This window comes from Microbulbifer sp. MCCC 1A16149, from assembly GCF_050368945.1.
In the GTDB taxonomy this organism is placed as follows: domain Bacteria; phylum Pseudomonadota; class Gammaproteobacteria; order Pseudomonadales; family Cellvibrionaceae; genus Microbulbifer.
Window position 1 is genome coordinate 3,395,956 of the sequence record NZ_CP185959.1, and the last position, 19,145, is coordinate 3,415,100.

Sequence of the window (19,145 nt, forward strand, 5' to 3'; positions counted from 1 at the left end):
TCTTGAAAGCAGGCCAGCTGGCCGCTTGGGAGGCATATTCGGCAGGGGGTGTGACAGCCGGGTTAAAAAGACAACCCGGGCATGAAATGAGATATCTCTAAAAATAAAATGCTTTGAATATCAGCAAGTTATCGCGAGCAAGCTATGGCGAGAAAATCTGTACCCGATCCGCATCCAGGGCGATTCGATAACTGTAGCGACCACTTTTCATATCCCGGCGAGATTCGAACAGGTAGGGTTCCGCCAGTACCTCACCCAGCGCGGACACCAGCTCATCGCGGATTTTGTTGCGGTTCTGATCGAGGGTTTTTGCGCGCAGGCCGTGCTCGCGGAGATCGTTGATGGACTTGTTGTGCCCACCCAGTTCCTCCATCAATGCAATCAGGGGTTCGGCGCCATCCCGATCCGGGCGGCTGGTGGGCGGATTGAGATACCAGCCGTCACCAGTAAGGCGCCGGCGCGCATACCAGAGAAAATAAAAGAACGGAGTTTTGGCCAGGGTGATAGGAATGCCGTGCACGATCACCTGCAGCTGCTTGCAGTCGAACTGCAGGTGGACAGGAGCCAGTGCAATCGCCAGCGCCCGATCCAGATCCTGCGGTCCTTCGATTCCATTGCGCAGAGCCAGGTCGAGCCACGGGATCTGCTGCGGATCCATCGTCGCCACTTCGGGTTTTGCCAGCCAGTTCAACAGCGGTTCCAGTGCCAGGCCAGGTAGCCCGCACAGCTTGGCGAACAGCTCCCGTTGCAATGCATTGAACTGCTCGATTCTGGCGGACAGTCGCCGCGCCAGCTTTGGTTCAACGCCCTCCCCTGACAGCGCACGTATCTGCAGCCTGCGCGCAGAAGAGAGGGGCGCGGGCCACAGCCAGACACAGCCGATCAACAGCAACGCGAGTGTGCCCTGGCTTGCCAGCAATAGCGGCCAGTTGGTATCACAATCCAGGGAAAACCGCGTGCGTTCCTGCAGGTCGCCATCACCGATATGCCAGTCCACGACAAGATCCTCGCCACGGGATGAAGGCGGCACCGCCGACTCACTGATCAGCTGCTCTACCCGTGCGCGACAATGCTGCAGCAGCGGCAAATGGCCCGCTGCAGGGAGTGATGCCAGGTCCCGCTCCAGCTGTTCGATCACCCATGGCTGGGGCCCGTTATTCGCCAAGCGGTTTTGTAACGCAAGTGCCAGACGCTGCGGCAACTGTTGCTGGAGTTGCCGGGAAAGATCCTCGGCAAACGAGGCCCGCGCATACCAGTAGGCCGAGCCGGACAAAAGCGCGGTCAACACGCACCAGGCCAGCGGCAGCCAGCGTCTGGGGCTAACCACCACAGTGCGCCGCCCCCGGGAAATCCCGGTGTGCACTGAAATAGCCTGCAGTGGCATCATCAAAGGCCGTGGCAATCGCGCAGTCGATTTCCGCCGGGCGCGCCTTGCGTACAAACAATGTGGCAGCGACGACGTTGTCCGCGATCAACATGCGCTGCAGCGGTATATCCAGATCCTGCTCCAGAAACAGGCCCCCACTAACGAGATCCAGGTCACCCTGGGCAAACGCCCGGTAAAGACTGCTGGCATCGTCGAAATAAATCAGGGACTGGCGGGAGATATCCACCCCCAGCTGCTTCAGCGAAGCCAGTGGCAGAAGATGAAAGGTATGGCTGAGCCTGTCGTTCAACAGACCGATCTTTTTGTCCCGAAAATATTCCCGGGTGAGCTGCGGCTGGTCGTTGCGGCTGAACCAGAACACCTTGTACTGGTCGTAGCGCAGCAGGGATTCGTAGTAGCTGGAATATTCCGGCACCAGCCCGCGCAAACTGTGTTCGCGACTCCAGATCAGATCATAATCTTCATTCAGGACCTCTTCCGCAGTGAGTTGCTGGCGAGGTTTCCAGGAGATGCTTACCGATTTGTAGTGTCCCGCCATGAGCGGTGCGCGGCACAGGTTATCGGCAATTGCCCGGGCAAAAATGGAAGAGACGGTAAGCAGGTTAAAGCTTCCCTTGCCGCTGCCGCCGGTGTCGCAGTGGTAGACGTGATAATCCCCGAGCAATGGCAGTGACGCCTGCTGTTTCGAGAACCACAGGCACAGCGCAAAACCCGCGGCGAATAATGCCGCCAGCACGCCGAAGTAGGCCTTGTGGCTGGTCAGAAACAGCGGAAGCATAGGAAAGTTTAGAAAGTACAGTTCGGTAAATTTAGCCCGCAGTCTATGTACTTTTTATGACAAACCTATGACCTGTCAGCACCTACATCGGCAGCGCGGACGATACGATAGGACGCATCCGGCGATCGCCTTAACCGGTGTTATGAATCGAGGCGCGCAATACTACCTAGCGGGTATTCAGATCACTCCCTGCGCACCACAATTGCGATCAGTGGTGCGCAGAAACCGCCGCGGTATAGCGGTGGCTACTGTGGTCATCCATACCGTGGGTGATATCGCCCATACTCAGCATGCCGACCATACGCCGCGCACCATCGACCACCGCCAGGCGGCGAATCTGCATACGCTCCATATGATCGATGGCCTCTTCCATATTTTCATCCGCGTAGCAGTACTCGATGTTTTCGGTCATCACATCCCGGGCGCAGCGATCGCGCAGGTCCCAGCCCTCGGCGAGGCCGCGGCTGACAATATCGCGATCGGTCACCATACCGATCAGACGGTCATTTTCTCCCACCGGGATCGCGCCTACATCGTGGTCCCGCAGCAGCTGCGCAACCTCCGTCAGCGGCGTGTCCGGGGAGCACCAGGTCACGCCCCGGTGCATGGCTTGTTCGACTTTCACGTTATACCTCCCACACATCATCATCGATTCAGCATTTGCCTCAATGATAGCGATCCCGCCGCCAGTAACGACTACGAACCCGACCGGCCGCGAGCTACCATTCAGTAACAAAGCACAGCAAAAACAGAGGTGCACTGTCATGTCTAAAGCCTGGGTTCTGGTAGCCAACCATACTCACGCTCGCGTGTTTGAGGCGGAAAAACGTGCGGGCAAGCTCAACGAAATAGAATCTCTGGTTTACCCGGAGGGGCGGATGAAAGGACAGGAACTGCTCGCCGATGCCCCCGGGCGCTCGTTTGACAGCTACGGTCAGGGCCGTCACGCCATGGCAGAGCCCACCAGCCTGCGCAAACAGGGGGCGCAGAAGTTCGCCCGCGATATCGCCCACACCCTGGAAAAGGGACGTCAGGAAGGCCGCTTCGACCGCCTTTATATTGTTGCCGAGCCGTCCATGGCAGGCAGCCTGCGGATGTCGATGAGTTCCCCCTGCCTCGCCACCATCGCCGGCGAATCCCGTAAAAACCTCACCACCTGCGACAGCGATCAAATCCGCGCACAGCTGCCCATGTGGCTCTAGTCCGGGTAGGACCCAACGCCGCCACCGCCCCCCGGTGGCGGCATTTGATTTGTTGCCGACAGCCTGACACCATTCCCGCAAGCACCTCTATCGACCAAGGAAGCGTTAATGCTGAGACTGTTTCAAATCCAGCGCGGCAAGATCAAAGAAACCTATGCGGGCAGCGACTACCACAGTCAGCCCCTGTCTGACGCGGCCTGGATCGATCTGCAGGACCCGGAGGAAAACGAGCGGGACCTGCTCGAGCAGCTGCTGCGCACTGAGCTTCCCGAGTCCGAAGATGTAGAGGAGATCGAATCCTCTGCACGCTACTTCATCGATTCCGCTGGCATTCACGTCCACTCCCTGTACCTCACCCAGAGCGAAGGGCGCCACGAAACCGCCACCGCGGCCTTCATCCTGCAGCCCCAACGCCTGATTACCGTGCGCGATACCGAGCTGGCGGACTTTCGCCTGCTGCGCATGCGCGCGCGCCGCAATCAGGTAGAAGCCCACAATGCCCAGGAGCTGCTGATCCAGCTGTTCGACCAGAAAGTGGAAAACCTCGCCGATGCCCTGGAAGACAACTACCTGAAACTCGGCGAAGTCAGCCATCTGGTGCTGGAGGACGAAGACGCCGATCTGGAAGAAGCCATCGATCACCTGGCCAAGCTGGAAGACTCCAACGGCAAGATCCGTCTGTGCCTGATGGATACCCAGCGCTCCATCGCCTTCCTGCAGCGTCACCTGAAGGACGATCCGGAACTGCGCGAGAGCTGCTGGGCGATTCTGCGCGACATCGATACCCTGATGTCCCACACCACCTTCCTGTTCGAAAAGATCAACTTCCTGATGGATTCCACCCAGGGGTTTATCAGTATCGAACAGAACAAGATCATCAAGATCTTCTCAATCGCCGCGGTGGTATTCCTCCCCCCCACCATGGTCGCCAGTATCTACGGCATGAACTTTGAGCACATGCCGGAGCTCGAGTGGCTGCTGGGGTATCCCTGGGCGTTGCTGTTGATGCTGCTGGCGGGTATGGCGCCTTATCTGTATTTCAAAAAGAAAGGGTGGTTGTAGTCACCAATCCTAGAGGCGAAGGCGGTGCTACCGGGTAGGCCCCTGCGAGACCTTCTGCGAAAGGGACCTCGCAGAAGAGCCCCCATGGATGGGTTGACGGGGGGGCGCCCAGCTCGTGTCTCGCAGGGGTCTACCCGGTAGCAACGCCGCCACAGAATTACCTTACGCCGGTGTGTGCCCAGCAACTGCTCCGCCAGCTGCTAACCTTAAATGGTTCGAAAGCACTACAGGGAAGCAGGGCAATAATGGCGACGGCGGGTAGTCACGGTTCCACCTCCAGCAAACCTTTCCATATGCGGCGCTGGCTCAGCGTTCAGCAGGCCGTCGATCACCTGAGCGCCCTCTCGGAAGACCCCCTCACCAGCGATGACCTCGCGCGCCTGGCGGAAAACCACACCCTCGACCTCTACTGGTATCGCCCCGGCCAGCAGCTCAGCTATATCGACCGCCCCGGCAAACCCAGAACCGAACTCACCGAGCCCCTGCGCCTGTGCCCTGAACACAGCAGCGATTGGCGCGCCATCGTCGGTGTTCTGCGCCACCGCCCCGCGCTGCCCGCAGAAGAAAATGACACACCGACCATGCAGGATGACAAGGGCAACCGTCTGCAGATCACCTTCGACTTCAGCCGCCGCCCGGAACCCTTCAGCGGCCGCTGGTATCCCAACTACGGCGAGCTGGTGGTAAAACGCCGCGACCTGGATCGCCTGGAAAGCCACCTGTTCAGCGAAGACGAGGACCAGACACTGGCGCCCGACCTGTTACTGGATGTGATCTGGCAGCTGGAGCAGTTGGCCATGGCAAACGGCCAGGACCAAACCGAGCAACCACACGATCTGGAATGGCTCACCCATGAGCTCAGTGATCGCACCAAACTGGACCCGAACTTGCTGGGCAAGGTCCTGAACGCTGCCGAGCGCCAGCACGCCACCCACTACTGACCTGCCCCCCGGGCTCTCCCGGATCGCGCACCAATTTAAGGCGCGGCTGCGTACTCGTTATTTCATCCCCCGCCTCACACCCTCAGCTGGCCGCCCGAAACCATCCGTCGACCGCAGGCTGCGGGCCCAGCGTTTGATCCTTTGCGATTTTTTCGAAAAATACTTCCGGCTTTTTGCGCTATTCCCGCGCCACAGAATTTTTATAATGCGCGCAACCTGAATTCACTGACGGAGTCCTTTGTGCAGACCCGCAACAGCACAACCCACTACGGCTGGGTAGCCGTACTATTCCACTGGCTGATGGCACCGGCCATCATCGGCATGTTCGCCCTCGGCTGGTGGATGGTGGACCTGTCCTATTACGACCCCTGGTACCGCCAGGGGCCGGATATCCACAAGTCGGTGGGCATACTGCTATTGATACTGCTGGTTGCACGGCTGGTGTGGCGCTGGGCCAATGAAACCCCAAGCCCGGAACCCGCCCCCCGCTGGCAACAGCGCGCCGCCGGTGCCGCGCACTGGTTGATTTATGCTCTGCTGCTAGCCATTTTCGTTTCCGGCTACCTGATCAGTACCGCGGACGGCCGCGCCATCGAGGTATTCAACTGGTTCAGCGTACCGGCGACCCTGCAGGGACTGGAGAACCAGGAGGATATCGCGGGGGTTATCCACGAGTGGCTGGCCTGGGGTCTGATGGGACTGGTGCTGTTACATGGCCTTGCGGCATTCAAGCATCACTTCGTCAATAAAGATGGCACCCTGAAGAAAATGCTGGGCGTAGCGCCGCGCAGATAACGATCGCTTCAAATCTGTTTCACGAATTTCACACTCTGTTTAATAACCAACAGGAAACTGACCCATGAAGAAACTTGCAGTTCTGCTGTTTGCTACCCTCATCGGCGCCTCTGCCCAGGCGGCCGATTACAAGTTCGACACCAAGGGCGCACACGCGTTTGTACAGTTCCGTATCAAGCACCTGGGCTACAGCTGGCTGTACGGCCGCTTCGACAAGTTCGACGGTAACTTTGTTTACGATGAAGCCAAGCCTGAAGCGTCTTCCGTGGAAGTCACCGTGGACACTACCAGCCTGAACAGCAACCACGCGGAGCGCGACAAGCACCTGCGCGGCGAAGACTTCCTGAATGTGGCTAAATTCCCGACCGCTACCTTCAAGAGCACCGCGTTCGAACCGAAGGGCGAAGGCAAAGCTGTGCTGAAAGGCGACCTGACCCTGCACGGTGTGACCAAGCCGATCACCATCGACGTTGAAGAGATCGGTGGCGGCAAGGATCCCTGGGGCGGCTACCGTCAGGGCTTCACCGGCACTACTGAGTTCAAGCTGAAGGACTTCGGCATCGACTACGACCTGGGCCCTGCGTCCCAGACCGTTGAAATGATTCTGGACGTGGAAGGTATCCGCCAGTAATCATCGTTTGATTTCATCTCACAGGATGGAAACGCGAGAGCCCGGCCTTTGTGCCGGGTTTCTTGTTTTTGGGCTGCGTGGCACCGGGGTGGGAGCATGAGCTCTGTTTTTACTTTTACTGGCGGCAAAGCACCGGGTATTCCTTTTCAGGACCGCTGTGAATACATCCCTGTACGCTGCGTCGGCGACGTCCCTGTCGCCGACGCTCCTGAAAAGGAATACCCGGCACTTTGCCTTCAATTTAACCAATCGGACGTCGTAAGCACTGAAATCGGGACTACTTAATAGCTAACGACGCAAAGAACTATGGGCGAAGGCGGAGCGGCAGGGATCTGTTTTTGGAAGCGTCGGAAACAGGGACGTTTCCGACGCAGCCTACAGGGATGTATGCATGGCGGTTTCAAAAACAGATCCCTGTCGATCCGCCGCCACAGACTTCAAATAAAACGGACCACAACCCGATCAGGCACTGACAGGCCTAGCCACAGGCTCCTTTACCAAAAAACGTCCGATAACAAACACCATAAGCCCCATCAGAATCCCCGGCATACCCTCATAAATATGCGCATGCCAACCCAGCCAGCGCCAGATCAGCGCCGTCGCCAGGCCGAGTACACTCATCACCACCGCCAGTTTCTGCGAAGGACGCCCGCCAGCCGCCAGCACCATCAACAGCGGTGCGAAGGCAGAAGCCAGGGCCGACCAGCTCATTACCACAAGGCTGAAAACACTCTGTTTATTCAACAGCGCCCAGGCAACCGCCGCCGCAGTAATCCCCAGGGTAGCCACCTTCAACAAGCGAGTGTCTTCTGTACGCTGCGGCAGGATGTCGTGGGTCAGCGCTGCAGAACAGCTCAGCACCAGAGAATCCGCAGTAGACATGGTCGCGGCGAAGATGCCCGCAAGGATCAGCCCAACAAACACCGGCGACAGCAACTCCATCGCCATCATCGGCAGCGCCAGTTCCGCATCAAACGTGCCCGGGTCGCTCAGCAGAATCCGCGACAGCATGCCCACACCGGTGGCCATAAAGTAGAAAATCGTAAACCACAGGTAATACCAGCAGCGCGCCTGCACCATGCGTCCCGCATCGTCCAGCGCCATAAAGCGCACCATCACATGGGGCTGGCCCACCACGGAAATACCCGCAAACAGCCAGCTCAGCGCAAACAGCACACCGCCGGCCACACCCGGCAGCAGCAGGTCTTGCGGATACCAGTTGAGGAAACCCTCGACCTTGCCCATTTCCTGCCAGGCTGCACCGAGACCGCCAACGGATTGCGTGGCCACATACAGCAACAGACCCATGGCGAATACCATCACCAGCGACTGCGCCGCATCGGTCCAGATGGAAGCGCGGATACCGCCCGCCAGACAGTAGGCGGCAACGATCACACCGCCGATCACCGCGCCGCTCCAGATTGGCATATCCAGTACCACAAACAGCGCCTTACTGCCGGCCACCAGCTGTGCACTAGCGTAGGCGAGGAGGAACAGGAGAGAGAGGATACCGGCAAGCTTCTGCCAGGCGCCGAAGCGGGTGCCCTGCCAGCAGGCCAGCACACCGGCGTAGCTGGATTCACCACTGCGCTTCGCCGCTTCGCGCAGGTTTTTGTGCATCCACAGGGAACCGAGAAAGTCGCCGAGAATCCAGCCCAGCATCAACCAGATTGAAGCGAGACCGGTGGCGTAGGTGTAGCCGATGACACCGATAAACATATAGCCGCTGTTATTGGTCGCCACCGCGGAGAGACCGACCAGCATCGGCGAGACATCCTGGCTCGCGAGGTAGTAGTCCTTCTTGGTACCGCGACTCTTGCGGTAGGAACTGATTCCTACCGCGGCGAACAAGGCAAGAAAAAACAAGAAACTGATCAGCACGTCCATTCCCCCAAAACAGTTTTCAATAATTATTAAATTTATACAGCGGTTATTTTTGGCGTTGCGTCAGGGGCGCAGTCAGTTCGCCCCATCCGAGCCTTTCGTTGTACTGCCGCTACTGTGGTCCTGCTGGATACCCATCAGTGTTGCGAACTCTTCGGAATCGTAAAGTCCGTTGAATGCCGAGTCTTCCATCGCCTCGTCGCGATACGCGGGCGAAATATCCAGCGCTTTCTGCAGGTAGCTGATGGACTCTTCCCACTGCTCCAGATACGCATAAGCGCAGGCGAGCTGGTAGTAGGCATTGCCGTTTTCGCCGTCGATCTGCAGCGCCTGCAGGCACAGGTTGATGGCCCACTGCGGCTCATCCAGCTCCAGCACCGCGTCCGCCTTGTAGGTGAGCGCTTCGCCGTCGTCCTTGCGCAGATTCAGGATCTGGTCGTATACCGCGATCTTACCGGTGGGGGTCTGTTCGCGGCCGGCGCGCAACCACAGGGAGTGGACTTCCTGAGTCAGCTCAATCTCATCGCGGTTACTTTCAATATGCTGGGTTTTTTCCGACAGCTGCTCCTCGATACTGCGCAGGCGCTCCTCGTACTGTTCCACCAGGCTGGAGATTTCCTGATTGGCGAGGGTGTGGACCTTTTCCTTCACATCGCGAATGGAAGTCCAGCCCATGATCACCAACAGGGAACTGAATCCGGCAATCAGGTAGAAGAAGTAGGTGATGGTATCTGTGGCATAGGTGATGGCCTTGTCGGCAGCACTCAACTGGCGATCGACAATGTTCTCGGTCAGGGAGACCTTCTGCGCCGCCATATCCACCCGCAACTGCTTCAGTTCATCCAGCACATAGCGCTCGATAAACGGGGTGTAGAGGGGCTTGTCGAGGTCGTTCGCGGCTTCGGAAACGCGGTCCAGTTCCTCGAGCTTTTTCTGATTGGCCGCCTTTTCTTCAGCGGTTACCTCGGGCACCGGCGGCGCCTCTGCATCCTGCGCATGCAGCGGTGCAACGACCGTAGAAAATACACAGGCCACAACGAACACTGCCGCCAGCAAAGCTGACGGCAGTCGGGAAGTCAAAGCCGCGATCAGGCTGCGCATATCGCGTCGCCGTGCTCGTGAACTTCGACCAGTGCGGCGTGCAGGCTTTTAACCGACTTCTCGTAATCGCTTTCGTCGATCACAAACTGCATGTCAACCTGACGCATGGACTGGTGTACCGCGAGGATGCTGATGGCGGAATTGGCCAGTGCACTGACCGCGCGGGACAGCATGCCCGAGGTTTTCATGTCACTACCAATAGCGGAAACCACCGCCACCTTACGCACCTGGATATCACAATCCGGGAACAACTCGCCAATGGCTTTCTTGATCCGCTTGACGGTTTTCAGGTTGTTACCCAGGTAATTGGTAATGGTATTGGCGTTGATATCCTTGGTCACCACGCTGCCTTTGAAGCGCGCGATGATCTCGTTGATCGCCCGGTCGTAACTGGTCATGCTGCCCATCATGTCCTGATCGAAACATTCAACAGCATAGATGCTTTTACGCCCCGCGATGATTTCCACACGCGGTGTGTCACTTACATAATCACCTGTCACCAGAGTACCGCGGTGCTCGGGCTCAAAGGTGTTCATCACACGCAGCGGAATCTCCTGCTGGCGCAGGCCCTTGGCGGCGCGGGGATGGATGGCTTCCATACCCAGGTTGGCCAGCTGGTCTGCCACGTCGTAGTTGGTACGACCGATGGGCACAGCCTGCTCCTCGCCTACCAGGCGCGGGTCGGCACTACTCAGGTGGTATTCCTTGTGGATGATCGCTTCCTTGGCACCGGTTTTCACCGCAATGCGGCTGAAAGTCATTTCGCTGTAACCGCGGGCGAAGGTCTTCATCAGGCCATCGGCGGTATGCGCGTAACCGGTGGCAATCGGCAGCTCTTTGTCGAAGTCGACATCGGCAAAGGCGCGGTCGATGCGCTCGTCCAGGGTCATGTGTTCGCCGTCGCGCCAACCGGTCAGGTCGATGAAACGGGCATTGATGCCTTCCTGCTTCAGCAGCTGCACGGTATTCCAGGCGCTGTGGGCTTCACCCAGGCTGGCGAGCATTTCGCTGACTACGTCCAGGTGTCCTTCCAGGGCAAAGTGGCCGTGCTGACACACGCGTTCCAGGTCCGCCAGGCAGTTGGCGGCATCGTCCAGTCGTTCACCAATAAATGCATTGGCCTTGGCCAGGGTTACATCATCTTTGAACAGGGTCGCGTTGATTTCTTCCATGCGCGTGCGCAGTCCAGCGACCGCATCGGACCATTCGCGCTCGTCGTCCGCACCGGCGAACAGGGCAAACACGCCCGGACGACCGGATTTTTTGTGTTCCAACAGCATATCGGTGATGCCACCGTAAGCAGAAACCACGAAAACACGCTGGTACAACCCTTCCGTTTTCGCTTTGCCGTTCTTCAGAATGATGTTGTCACGTACTGCGGAGTAGTCACTCATGGACGTACCGCCAATTTTTTCAACCGTATGTGTTTTCATGGGATCCTTACGCTTACCGATTTCGGGGTTTTCCGGGGGGACACCAAAGTATTTGCGGGTGGTGCCCCAAAACTCCGCTGCAATGTTGTTCACAACCGGTTTATTTTTCGTCCTTTACCTCTTCGGCATCCAGCTCGTAAGCGCCTTCAGCGTTGTGCACTTCTTTGCCGTGCAGAGGCGGGTTGAATACACAGGCCATTTTCATTTCGGACTTGGCTTTCAGTACGTGTTTGTCGTTCTTGTCCAGGATGTAGATGGTGCCCGGGGTGATTTCGTGAACCACGCCATCATCTTCAGCCATCACAGAACCTTCACCGGAAATGCAGTACACAGACTCCAGGTGGTTCTGATAGTGCAGGTGCAGGTCAGCACCTTCATAAATAGTGGTGATGTGAAAAGAGAAGCCCATGTTGTCGTTTTTCAGCAGCAGACGGGTGCTCTCCCAGCCCTCGGAAACAATACGACGGTCGGTTTTTTCGGCTTCTTGCAGTTTTCTTACGATCATTTCTAGCTCTTTCTAAAATCAGGTCTTAAAAAATCGGTCTTCAAATCAGGGGCGAAAAAATGCGGCCGGATACAGGCCGCATTTCCGCCAGGCTGCCGGGGATCAGGCTGCGCCCGCGAGGGTGCTCTCTTCCTGCTCGCTGTCGTCGGCAAAAAAGTCGTGCTCTACCGGCACATCTTCGCCTTTCAGTACCTTGGCTACTGCCGCTTCAACAATATCCAGCGCCTTGGTCAGGTTCTCGTCGCTGATAGTCAGCGGACACAGGGTTTTAACCACGTGGTCGTCTGCACCGCTGGTCTCGATCACCAGACCGTTGCGGAAAGCTTCGGTGGTGATCTTGTCGGCCAGCTCACCGCTTACGCAGTTCAAACCGCGGAACATACCGCGACCGCGGGTGGTCATGTTGCCGTCGCCATATTTGTCAACGATGGTCTGCAGACGCTTCTCGATGTACTCGCCCTTGCGCAGCACTTCCTTGGCGAACTTATCGTCGCTCCAGAAGTGTTTGATCGCTGCAGTGGCGGTAACGAAGGCCAGGTTGTTGCCGCGGAAGGTGCCGTTGTGCTCACCCGGCTTCCACTGGTCCAGCTCCGGCTTCATCAGTACCACGGCGAACGGCAGACCGTAGCCACTCAGGGATTTGGACAGGGTTACGATGTCCGGCACGATGCCCGCTTCTTCAAAGCTGAAGTAGCTACCGGTACGGCCACAGCCCGCCTGAATGTCATCGACAATCAGCAGCACGTCGTGCTTTTTACAAACGTCCTGCAGGTTGCGCAGCCATTCAACGCTTGCCGCATTGATACCGCCCTCGCCCTGCACGGTTTCCACCAGTACCGCTGCCGGGTGATCGACACCGCTGGAAGAATCGCTCAGTACCTTGTCCAGGTACGCAGTGGTGTCGAACTCGTCACCCAGGTAGCCGTCGTACGGCATGCGCGCAACACTGCTCATGCTCACACCGGAGGCACCGCGGTGGTGGGAGTTACCGGTAGCGGCCAGGGCACCCAGGCTGCAACCGTGGAAACCGTTGGTGAAGGAGATGATGTTCTCGCGGCCTTTGTACTTACGCGCGATTTTCAGCGCGGCTTCCACAGCGTTGGTGCCGGTGGGGCCGGTGAACTGCATGACATAAGACATGTCACGCGGCTTCAGGATGTTCTCGTAGAACGCTTCCAGGAACTCACGCTTGGCCTTGGTGTGTAGGTCCAGACCGTGGGTGATGCCGTCCTGCTGGATGTACTCCAGCAGCGCTTCCTTGAAGATCGGGTTGTTGTGGCCGTAGTTCAGGGTGCCCGCGCCGGCCAGGAAGTCCAGGTACTGGTTGCCTTCCTCGTCGTACAGGTACTCGCCCTGGGCCTTGTTGAAAACCCGCGGGAAAGCGCGGGCGTAGCTCATTACTTCTGATTCAATTTCGTCAAATACTTTCATCGTGGCAACCCTTTTCTAGTGGTTGATTAAATACATAAATGGAAAACGGAAATTCGGAACAATCTCGTAGAGCGGCGCATGCGCTCAACGGGCATCACCCGCAGCGGTAAACGGGCCGATACGCAGCAGCATTTCGCTGTCGTGCTGGCCGTCGAAATGGCGGTCGCGGTCAAACATCACCGAGTCCGCACACTCCGCTTCAAGCTTGCGCGCAAGGCTGCGGAACAGCGCCCAGGAGGCGTCGTTGTCCGGAGTGATGGTGGTCTCGAGGAACTGCACCTCGGCGCACGCGGGACGGGCGAGGATTTCCCGCAGCATGCGACCAGCGAGCCCCATTCCGCGGCCCTGCTCGGCAACCGCCACCTGCCAGATGAACAGGGTGTCGGCGCGTTCGGGGATGATGTAGCCGGAGATAAAGCCAACCAGCTCGCCGTTCAGCTCCGCGGCCACGCTGGTGGCAGAGAAGTGACTGGCCTGCAGCAGGTTGCAGTAGAGGGAATTGGTATCCAGGGGCGGGCAATTCCCGATCAGGCGGTGCACATTGGCGCCGTCTTCACTGATCGGGCGGCGCAACAGAACCTGGGCACTCTTGGATGGGCCCTGGGTGGCCTCACGAGCTTCCTTCTGTTGCGCCAGCTTGACCTTGTCGTCAATCGAGTCGTCTTCTTTCAATTCGCTTGTCGCGCTCAAACCAATACCTTTCTTTCGATCTTTAGTCATCAAATTGTTAGAGCAATATCAAACTTCTGTAATAAAAACGGAACCCTGTCGTTTAAACCGGATTCCGCTTGAAATTTGACCTTTTTCGCAAAAAGTTATTTACTGCTCTAAATATTTAAATCCATAGTACTCTAAACATTATCGAGGGCGCAAGGCCAAGCCTCATGCAATTTGATCAGAACGCGACCAATTACGACGTCAGCGATGAGCCCCAAGATGGCGCGGAGCCCGCGCAACTACGGGGCTCGCGCACCATTGACGGGCGCGCGAAGCCACCCAAGCAGGGACAGGAAAAGGTGTCGCCAAAGACCACCCAGAAACCGACTAATGGTTCAAAAAGTGGCCAGGAAAGCATTTACCGCAACGAGGCAATTGACAAAAACGGTGCAGAATCCAAAATCGGCCGCGGGCATGTCAGCCGCCATGCCTGCCACCCCGATTTCAAGAGCCTGCTGCTGATGGATAAAATTGAAGAAGTTTTGATCACCCTGCGCCGTCTGATCCGCGCCACAGACCTGCACTCCAAGCAGCTGGTCAAAACGGCGGGGCTGACCGCGCCGCAGCTGTTGCTGCTGCAGGCGATCCGCGAGCAGGGGCAAGTGACCATCGGCGCCCTGGCTAAGGAAATCAGCCTCAGCCAGGCCACCGTAACCACCATTCTCGACCGCCTGGAAAAGCGCGGCCTGGTCTACCGGGAGCGCTCCTCCGAGGACAAGCGCAAGGTGCACGCCTACCTGACCGACAAGGGCACCGACATCATCCGCGATGCCCCCACCCCGCTGCAGGAACACTTCGTCAAACAGTTCCGCGACCTGCGCGAATGGGAGCAGTCGATGATCATCTCCGCACTGCAACGTGTGGCACTGATGATGGACGCCGAACATATCGACGCTTCGCCGGTGCTGGATGTGGGCGATCTGGACCGCAAGGACAGTCGCAGCCTCCCCAATCAGGAAGATAAGTAAAACCGGAATTGCCACACCCCCAACTCGGCGAACAGCGCAACAGCTGCACGTAGAAATAGACGCCATCGAGGTCAATGTTCTAACCAGCCGCCGATTTGGAAACAATTCGCATCCAGCCGTTGCATTCGGGCCGCAGTCCGGTATAAATGGACCGGCAACACTAAAGTGGACACTCGCCCAGTCGGTTAGCGTCCACTGACTCAAGACAGCGGCGAAAAGTGCGGTTGCAGAGGCAAAAACGAGAAGTGGATCACATTGCCAGGCATGGCAAATGGTGTACCACTCAAGCTTCGCGACTGCGCCCCCGGCAAAAACAATCGGCCCGTGCGATGCCCTGCCCCGCAGGTAGCATCCGGCACGACGTCGGGCACACGGTGGTGCCCGGTGAGAAGCATTCCGGCCGCCCTGTCTCGATAACTTCTGCACGCCGCCGAGCACCGGTTTCACACCATTCGGGTAGCGCGTCGCAGTCTTTTGGGGAAGGGACTGAACATGGCCTGCTTGCAACATCCTGATCGGGATCAACCCGTGTACCTGATGGCGCACCATACGATTGGCCGCCGCCAGGGAGTCGCGGATACCCGCATCACGCTGCCAGAGATTTCCGGTATCCACGCCGCTATCCAGTGGACCGGTAGCCACTGGGTGGTGCGCGATCTCAGCCGCAACGGCACCTGGGTCAACGACCAGCAGCTGGTGCCGGCCAAAAATCACCAGCTACAGCTCGGCGACAGGCTCGCCTTCGGCCGCGCCAACAATCCGGTATGGAAAGTGGAAAACCTCGATCCGCCGGAGAACCTGCTGATCGATATCCAATCCGGGGAAGCGCAGGTGCTGGAGTCCTACCACCTGCTGCCGGACGAACACGATCCCATCGCCAGCCTGCACTTCAACCCCATCAACGGGGTGTGGATTTACGAGCTGCTCGAAAGCCCCGAGCACAGCGAATACGCCAAGGTCGTCAATCACGGCAGCCGCGTCGACTGCGCCCACAACAGCTGGGAGCTGTTCCTGGCCAACAGCCAGAGCACAACCACCGAGCTCTCGTTCAAAAGCCTGTGTGTATCGGATTTCCGCCTGCAGTTCATCGTCAGCCACCACGAAGAACACATCCAGCTGCAGCTGTCCAAAGACGACACCCGTGTTGACCTGGCTGCGCGCACCCATAACTACCTGTTGCTGTACCTGGCGCGCGCCCGTATCCGCGACATCCAGCGCAACGTGGACGGCCCCGACCAGGGCTGGGTCGCCATCGATCTCGCCACCCGCGAGCTGGCCATCACCGTCAATCACCTGAACACGCAGATATTCCGTGCGCGCAAGCAGATTGCAGACAGCCTGCCAGACGCCATCGATACCGGACGACTGGTAGAACGCCGGGCCTACGAGATGCGCCTCGGCTGCTTCCTGCTGGATATTTTCAAGGGATCGCAGAAAGAAGAAGTGGAGGCCTCCACCGGCGAACACCCGGTGGTCCCGGAACCGGCCTGAAGAAACAACCCAACGCAGGGACTCGACAAAACAACAACACGCCCGCCCACGGCGGGCTCTGACCATCCATGGACGGCGGTCTAACACAAAGAGTTACAACCGCAGTCAACACCATGCAAACAGAGCAGTTACCCTTCTACATCGGTCATTACCGCGCCACCGCCAGACTCGGCTCCGGGGGTATGGGTGTGGTGTACCTGGCAACCGACGAGCGCCTTAACCGCCGTGTGGCCATCAAGAAACTGCTCCGCAATCCCAACAGTGGCACCGCCGGCGAACGCATTCGCCGCGAGGCCCTGCTGCTCGCCCAGCTCAACCACAGCAACATCGTGCAACTCTACGACGTGGTCGAGAGCGAGAACGGCATCGCCCTGGTGATGGAGTATGTAGACGGCAGCAACCTGCACCGCTGGCAACGCGAGCGTTCGCCAGACCTGCCGCGCAAGCTGCAGATTCTCAAGCAGATCTGCGCTGGCCTGTCCCGCGCCCACAGCGCCGGCATCATCCACCGGGACCTGAAGGCGGAAAACATCCTGGTGGACAGTGAAGGCACCATCAAGATCACCGACTTTGGTATCGCCAAGGACCTGCAGGAAGACAGCGACCTCACCCGCGAGCAGCACGTGGCCGGCAGCTGGGGCGCCATGTCCCCGGAGCAGGCCCAGGGCCAACCGCTGGACAACCGCAGCGACCTGTTTGCCTTCGGTGTGCTGGCCTATCGCCTGCTGTGCGGACAGAACCCGTTCGGGGACAACAGCAGCCCCTATGTGACCGTGGATCGCATCGTCAAAAGCCCGCATCCGCCCGCCGCCCGCGTGGCCCCGGAACTGCCCGCAGCCCTGTGCCTGTTGCTCGACAAACTGCTCGCCAAGAAGCCGGAGCAGCGCCCGCTCAACGCCGCCGAGGTGGCCGCAGAGCTGGAGGCCGTTATCCAGCAGATCCAGGGCGGCTCCACCAGTTTCACGCGCACCCACAGCATTACCGCCACGGTCACTGCGGAAAACTTCTATCAGCAGGCTGACCAGCGGCGCCGCTGGCCGGTGCGCGGTATCGTCGCCACACTCGCGGTGTGCGCCCTCGGCGCTATGGCGGCACTCGGTATCAGCACCTTTTCCGTCGCGCCCACCACCGGCCAGTACATTGCCATCCTGCAGGCGGAAATGCCGGGCGGCGAAGACGATACGCCCAGTGAACAGAACCGGAAGCTGCTGGCCGGCAACGTGCGCAGCGCGCTCAAGCAGGCACTGGCCGGCCGCGAAGGGCTCTTCCTGGTTCCCCACACAGAAACCCGCGACCTGCAGGACCAGCCGCTGGCGGTACAGGCAAAGTCGCTCAATGCCGACCTGCTGCTGATCCCCACGCTGGATTGCGCAACGCGCAGCTGCGAACTCTCGCTGGAGTTGCTCGACAGCGATACCCTGGCGGTGGTCCACAGCAACAGCACCCGGCTGGAAATCGATGAGAGCCTGGAAAGCCGGGCCCGCACCCTGCACCAGGTGGACGAGCTGCTGCCGGAGTATCCCGCGCGCGCCACAACCCCGCTCACCCAGATCAGTGCCGAGGACTACCTCACCTATCTGGAGATCTACGAGCGCCGCCACGACGCCCTTCACCGGGGAGAGTTACTGGATCGTTTGGACGAGCTGCAGGCACGCGAACCGGGCTTCCCACCGCTGTACGAGCTGTACGCGGAAATGACCATCGACCACGAGTTCAACTCCCGCGCAGCGGACTCCGTCGAGCGCCTGAGAAAGCTGTTGCAGAAGGTGCCCGCCAGGCTCGATGACACACCGGAAGTGCTGATTACCAAGCTGTACCTGGCCATTATCAACGGTCAGGATGGCCCCGCAGAATCCCTGCTGGCGCAGCTCAAGCTGACCCTCCCGGACAAGACCGTCTACCACCACCTGAAGGCGGCGTACCACCAGTCCCGCGGCGATTACGAGCTCTCCCTGCAGGAGATCAACAGTGCCCTCAAGCTGCGCACCAGTTACAACTATCTGGTGATGAAGGCTCTGAACCTGAGCCTGCTGGGAGACATGCCGGCGGCGAACGAGGTGCTGCAGCAGACCATGGCGGTAAACGGCAAGGCCATCCCCGCCATCTCCATGCTCGCCGCCAACATGCTCGACACCGGCAAGCCCGATGAAACCATACGGCTGCTGTCCGAGGCCGGGCTCGACCGCATCGGCCCCATGGACACCTACAACCTGTGCCTGGCCTACTACATCCAGAAAGAGTACAACCAGTCCCAGCAGTGCTTTACCAAGGTCTCGAGCCTGGCCCCCAAGGATGCCGACCCGCTGCTGTACCGCGCGGAAATTGCCCGTGAGCAGCAACAGCCGGAAAAAGCCGAGGAACTTGCACAGCAGGCCTTTGAGCTCACCCGCGAGCGTCGCGACTGGGAAGGCCTGTTGATGCAGGCCCGCGCCTACGCCGAGCTGGGTGAGGCGGAAAAGGCGGTGGAAAACCTGATCAGTATCCGCCGCATTGCCCCGGACGACCTCTACGTGAATTACGCCCGGGCCCAGGTGTACATCAGCACCGGCGACCTGCTCTCCGCCAAGGCGCATATCCGCAAGACCCTGGAACAGGGCATCTCGCCCATCTGGTATTGCACCGCGCGGTTTGTCAAAATCTGCAACATGCCCTCGTTCGACGATCTCCGGCAGCAATATCCGGGGCTCTGCGCGGGCAAAGAACACCACCAGCAAGCGGACAATTCCCAGATTGCCCGCAGCGGCGAGACCAGTGTGAATCTGTAACGGGCCAGCACCCTGTACCGATTCCCACCGCTCGCACTGGCCCGCGCCAGGGGT

Annotated in this window: 17 protein-coding genes; 8 read left to right on the forward strand and 9 right to left on the reverse strand. The window is 58.9% G+C overall.

Annotation, left to right across the window (positions count from 1 at the left end):
* Window positions 1-142: 142 nt before the first annotated feature.
* The 3 genes from ACONT6_RS14235 to ACONT6_RS14245 all read right to left on the reverse strand — a co-directional run bounded on the left by ACONT6_RS14235 (window position 143) and on the right by ACONT6_RS14245 (window position 2,790).
* Window positions 143-1,327 (reverse strand): hypothetical protein, encoded by a 1,185-nt coding sequence (locus tag ACONT6_RS14235; protein ID WP_428819105.1) that lies wholly within the window; start codon window positions 1,325-1,327, stop codon window positions 143-145.
* Window positions 1,320-2,165, reverse strand: a complete 846-nt coding sequence (locus ACONT6_RS14240) for a hypothetical protein (protein ID WP_428819106.1) — start codon at window positions 2,163-2,165, stop codon at window positions 1,320-1,322. The genes ACONT6_RS14235 and ACONT6_RS14240 overlap by 8 nt, the downstream gene beginning before the upstream one ends.
* Before the next feature lie 208 nt (window positions 2,166-2,373).
* Window positions 2,374-2,790, reverse strand: a complete 417-nt coding sequence (locus ACONT6_RS14245; protein ID WP_428819107.1) for a CBS domain-containing protein — start codon at window positions 2,788-2,790, stop codon at window positions 2,374-2,376.
* Between the two features lie 139 nt (window positions 2,791-2,929).
* Here ACONT6_RS14245 and ACONT6_RS14250 point away from each other — a divergent pair, with 139 nt between their 5' ends.
* The 5 genes from ACONT6_RS14250 to ACONT6_RS14270 all read left to right on the forward strand — a co-directional run bounded on the left by ACONT6_RS14250 (window position 2,930) and on the right by ACONT6_RS14270 (window position 6,796).
* Window positions 2,930-3,367, forward strand: a complete 438-nt coding sequence (locus ACONT6_RS14250) for a host attachment protein (RefSeq protein ID WP_428819108.1) — start codon at window positions 2,930-2,932, stop codon at window positions 3,365-3,367.
* A 108-nt stretch (window positions 3,368-3,475) separates the two neighbouring features.
* A complete protein-coding gene (gene corA / locus ACONT6_RS14255) occupies window positions 3,476-4,429 on the forward strand; it encodes a magnesium/cobalt transporter CorA (protein ID WP_078084901.1) in 954 nt (317 codons plus the stop codon).
* Between the two features lie 245 nt (window positions 4,430-4,674).
* A complete protein-coding gene (locus ACONT6_RS14260) occupies window positions 4,675-5,370 on the forward strand; it encodes a hypothetical protein (protein ID WP_428819109.1) in 696 nt (231 codons plus the stop codon).
* A 240-nt stretch (window positions 5,371-5,610) separates the two neighbouring features.
* Window positions 5,611-6,165, forward strand: coding sequence for a cytochrome b (locus ACONT6_RS14265; RefSeq protein ID WP_428819110.1), 555 nt, complete (start codon window positions 5,611-5,613; stop codon window positions 6,163-6,165).
* Between the two features lie 64 nt (window positions 6,166-6,229).
* On the forward strand, window positions 6,230-6,796 hold the full coding sequence (locus ACONT6_RS14270; protein ID WP_428819111.1) for a YceI family protein: 567 nt from the start codon (window positions 6,230-6,232) through the stop codon (window positions 6,794-6,796).
* A 462-nt stretch (window positions 6,797-7,258) separates the two neighbouring features.
* Here ACONT6_RS14270 and ACONT6_RS14275 read toward each other — a convergent pair whose 3' ends face one another.
* From ACONT6_RS14275 to ectA, 6 genes are all read right to left on the reverse strand, one after another.
* On the reverse strand, window positions 7,259-8,677 hold the full coding sequence (locus ACONT6_RS14275; RefSeq protein ID WP_428819112.1) for a sodium/proline symporter: 1,419 nt from the start codon (window positions 8,675-8,677) through the stop codon (window positions 7,259-7,261).
* Window positions 8,678-8,755: 78 nt separating this feature from the next.
* Window positions 8,756-9,781 carry a tetratricopeptide repeat protein gene (locus ACONT6_RS14280; RefSeq protein ID WP_428819113.1) on the reverse strand — a complete coding sequence of 342 codons (1,026 nt, stop codon included), beginning with the start codon at window positions 9,779-9,781 and terminating at the stop codon, window positions 8,756-8,758.
* Window positions 9,769-11,307 carry an aspartate kinase gene (locus ACONT6_RS14285; protein ID WP_428819114.1) on the reverse strand — a complete coding sequence of 513 codons (1,539 nt, stop codon included), beginning with the start codon at window positions 11,305-11,307 and terminating at the stop codon, window positions 9,769-9,771. The genes ACONT6_RS14280 and ACONT6_RS14285 overlap by 13 nt, the downstream gene beginning before the upstream one ends.
* Window positions 11,308-11,314: 7 nt before the next feature.
* Window positions 11,315-11,719: an ectoine synthase gene (locus tag ACONT6_RS14290; protein ID WP_181252179.1), complete on the reverse strand. Its 405-nt coding sequence runs from the start codon at window positions 11,717-11,719 to the stop codon at window positions 11,315-11,317.
* A gap of 102 nt (window positions 11,720-11,821) precedes the next feature.
* The gene (gene ectB / locus ACONT6_RS14295) at window positions 11,822-13,150 is read right to left on the reverse strand and encodes a diaminobutyrate--2-oxoglutarate transaminase (protein WP_428819115.1); all 1,329 of its coding nucleotides are present in this window, start codon (window positions 13,148-13,150) and stop codon (window positions 11,822-11,824) included.
* Window positions 13,151-13,234: 84 nt separating this feature from the next.
* Window positions 13,235-13,840 (reverse strand): diaminobutyrate acetyltransferase, encoded by a 606-nt coding sequence (ectA, locus tag ACONT6_RS14300; protein ID WP_428819116.1) that lies wholly within the window; start codon window positions 13,838-13,840, stop codon window positions 13,235-13,237.
* A 488-nt stretch (window positions 13,841-14,328) separates the two neighbouring features.
* Here ectA and ACONT6_RS14305 point away from each other — a divergent pair, with 488 nt between their 5' ends.
* The 3 genes from ACONT6_RS14305 (at window position 14,329) to ACONT6_RS14315 (ending at window position 19,091) form a co-directional block, all read left to right on the forward strand.
* Window positions 14,329-14,835 carry a MarR family winged helix-turn-helix transcriptional regulator gene (locus ACONT6_RS14305; RefSeq protein ID WP_428821520.1) on the forward strand — a complete coding sequence of 169 codons (507 nt, stop codon included), beginning with the start codon at window positions 14,329-14,331 and terminating at the stop codon, window positions 14,833-14,835.
* Window positions 14,836-15,327: 492 nt separating this feature from the next.
* A complete protein-coding gene (locus ACONT6_RS14310; protein ID WP_428819117.1) occupies window positions 15,328-16,326 on the forward strand; it encodes an FHA domain-containing protein in 999 nt (332 codons plus the stop codon).
* Window positions 16,327-16,439: 113 nt separating this feature from the next.
* Window positions 16,440-19,091 (forward strand): protein kinase domain-containing protein, encoded by a 2,652-nt coding sequence (locus ACONT6_RS14315; protein WP_428819118.1) that lies wholly within the window; start codon window positions 16,440-16,442, stop codon window positions 19,089-19,091.
* Window positions 19,092-19,145: the final 54 nt, after the last annotated feature.

Coding starts and splice junctions, on each gene's coding strand:
- ACONT6_RS14260 (WP_428819109.1), top strand. CDS start 4,675: ATGGCGACGGCGGGTAGTCACGGTTCCACCTCCAGCAAACCTTTCCAT.
- ACONT6_RS14270 (WP_428819111.1), top strand. CDS start 6,230: ATGAAGAAACTTGCAGTTCTGCTGTTTGCTACCCTCATCGGCGCCTCT.
- ACONT6_RS14290 (WP_181252179.1), bottom strand. CDS start 11,719: ATGATCGTAAGAAAACTGCAAGAAGCCGAAAAAACCGACCGTCGTATT.
- ACONT6_RS14250 (WP_428819108.1), top strand. CDS start 2,930: ATGTCTAAAGCCTGGGTTCTGGTAGCCAACCATACTCACGCTCGCGTG.
- ACONT6_RS14315 (WP_428819118.1), top strand. CDS start 16,440: ATGCAAACAGAGCAGTTACCCTTCTACATCGGTCATTACCGCGCCACC.
- ACONT6_RS14310 (WP_428819117.1), top strand. CDS start 15,328: ATGGCCTGCTTGCAACATCCTGATCGGGATCAACCCGTGTACCTGATG.
- ACONT6_RS14240 (WP_428819106.1), bottom strand. CDS start 2,165: ATGCTTCCGCTGTTTCTGACCAGCCACAAGGCCTACTTCGGCGTGCTG.
- ACONT6_RS14280 (WP_428819113.1), bottom strand. CDS start 9,781: ATGCGCAGCCTGATCGCGGCTTTGACTTCCCGACTGCCGTCAGCTTTG.
- ectB (WP_428819115.1), bottom strand. CDS start 13,150: ATGAAAGTATTTGACGAAATTGAATCAGAAGTAATGAGCTACGCCCGC.
- corA (WP_078084901.1), top strand. CDS start 3,476: ATGCTGAGACTGTTTCAAATCCAGCGCGGCAAGATCAAAGAAACCTAT.
- ACONT6_RS14305 (WP_428821520.1), top strand. CDS start 14,329: ATGGATAAAATTGAAGAAGTTTTGATCACCCTGCGCCGTCTGATCCGC.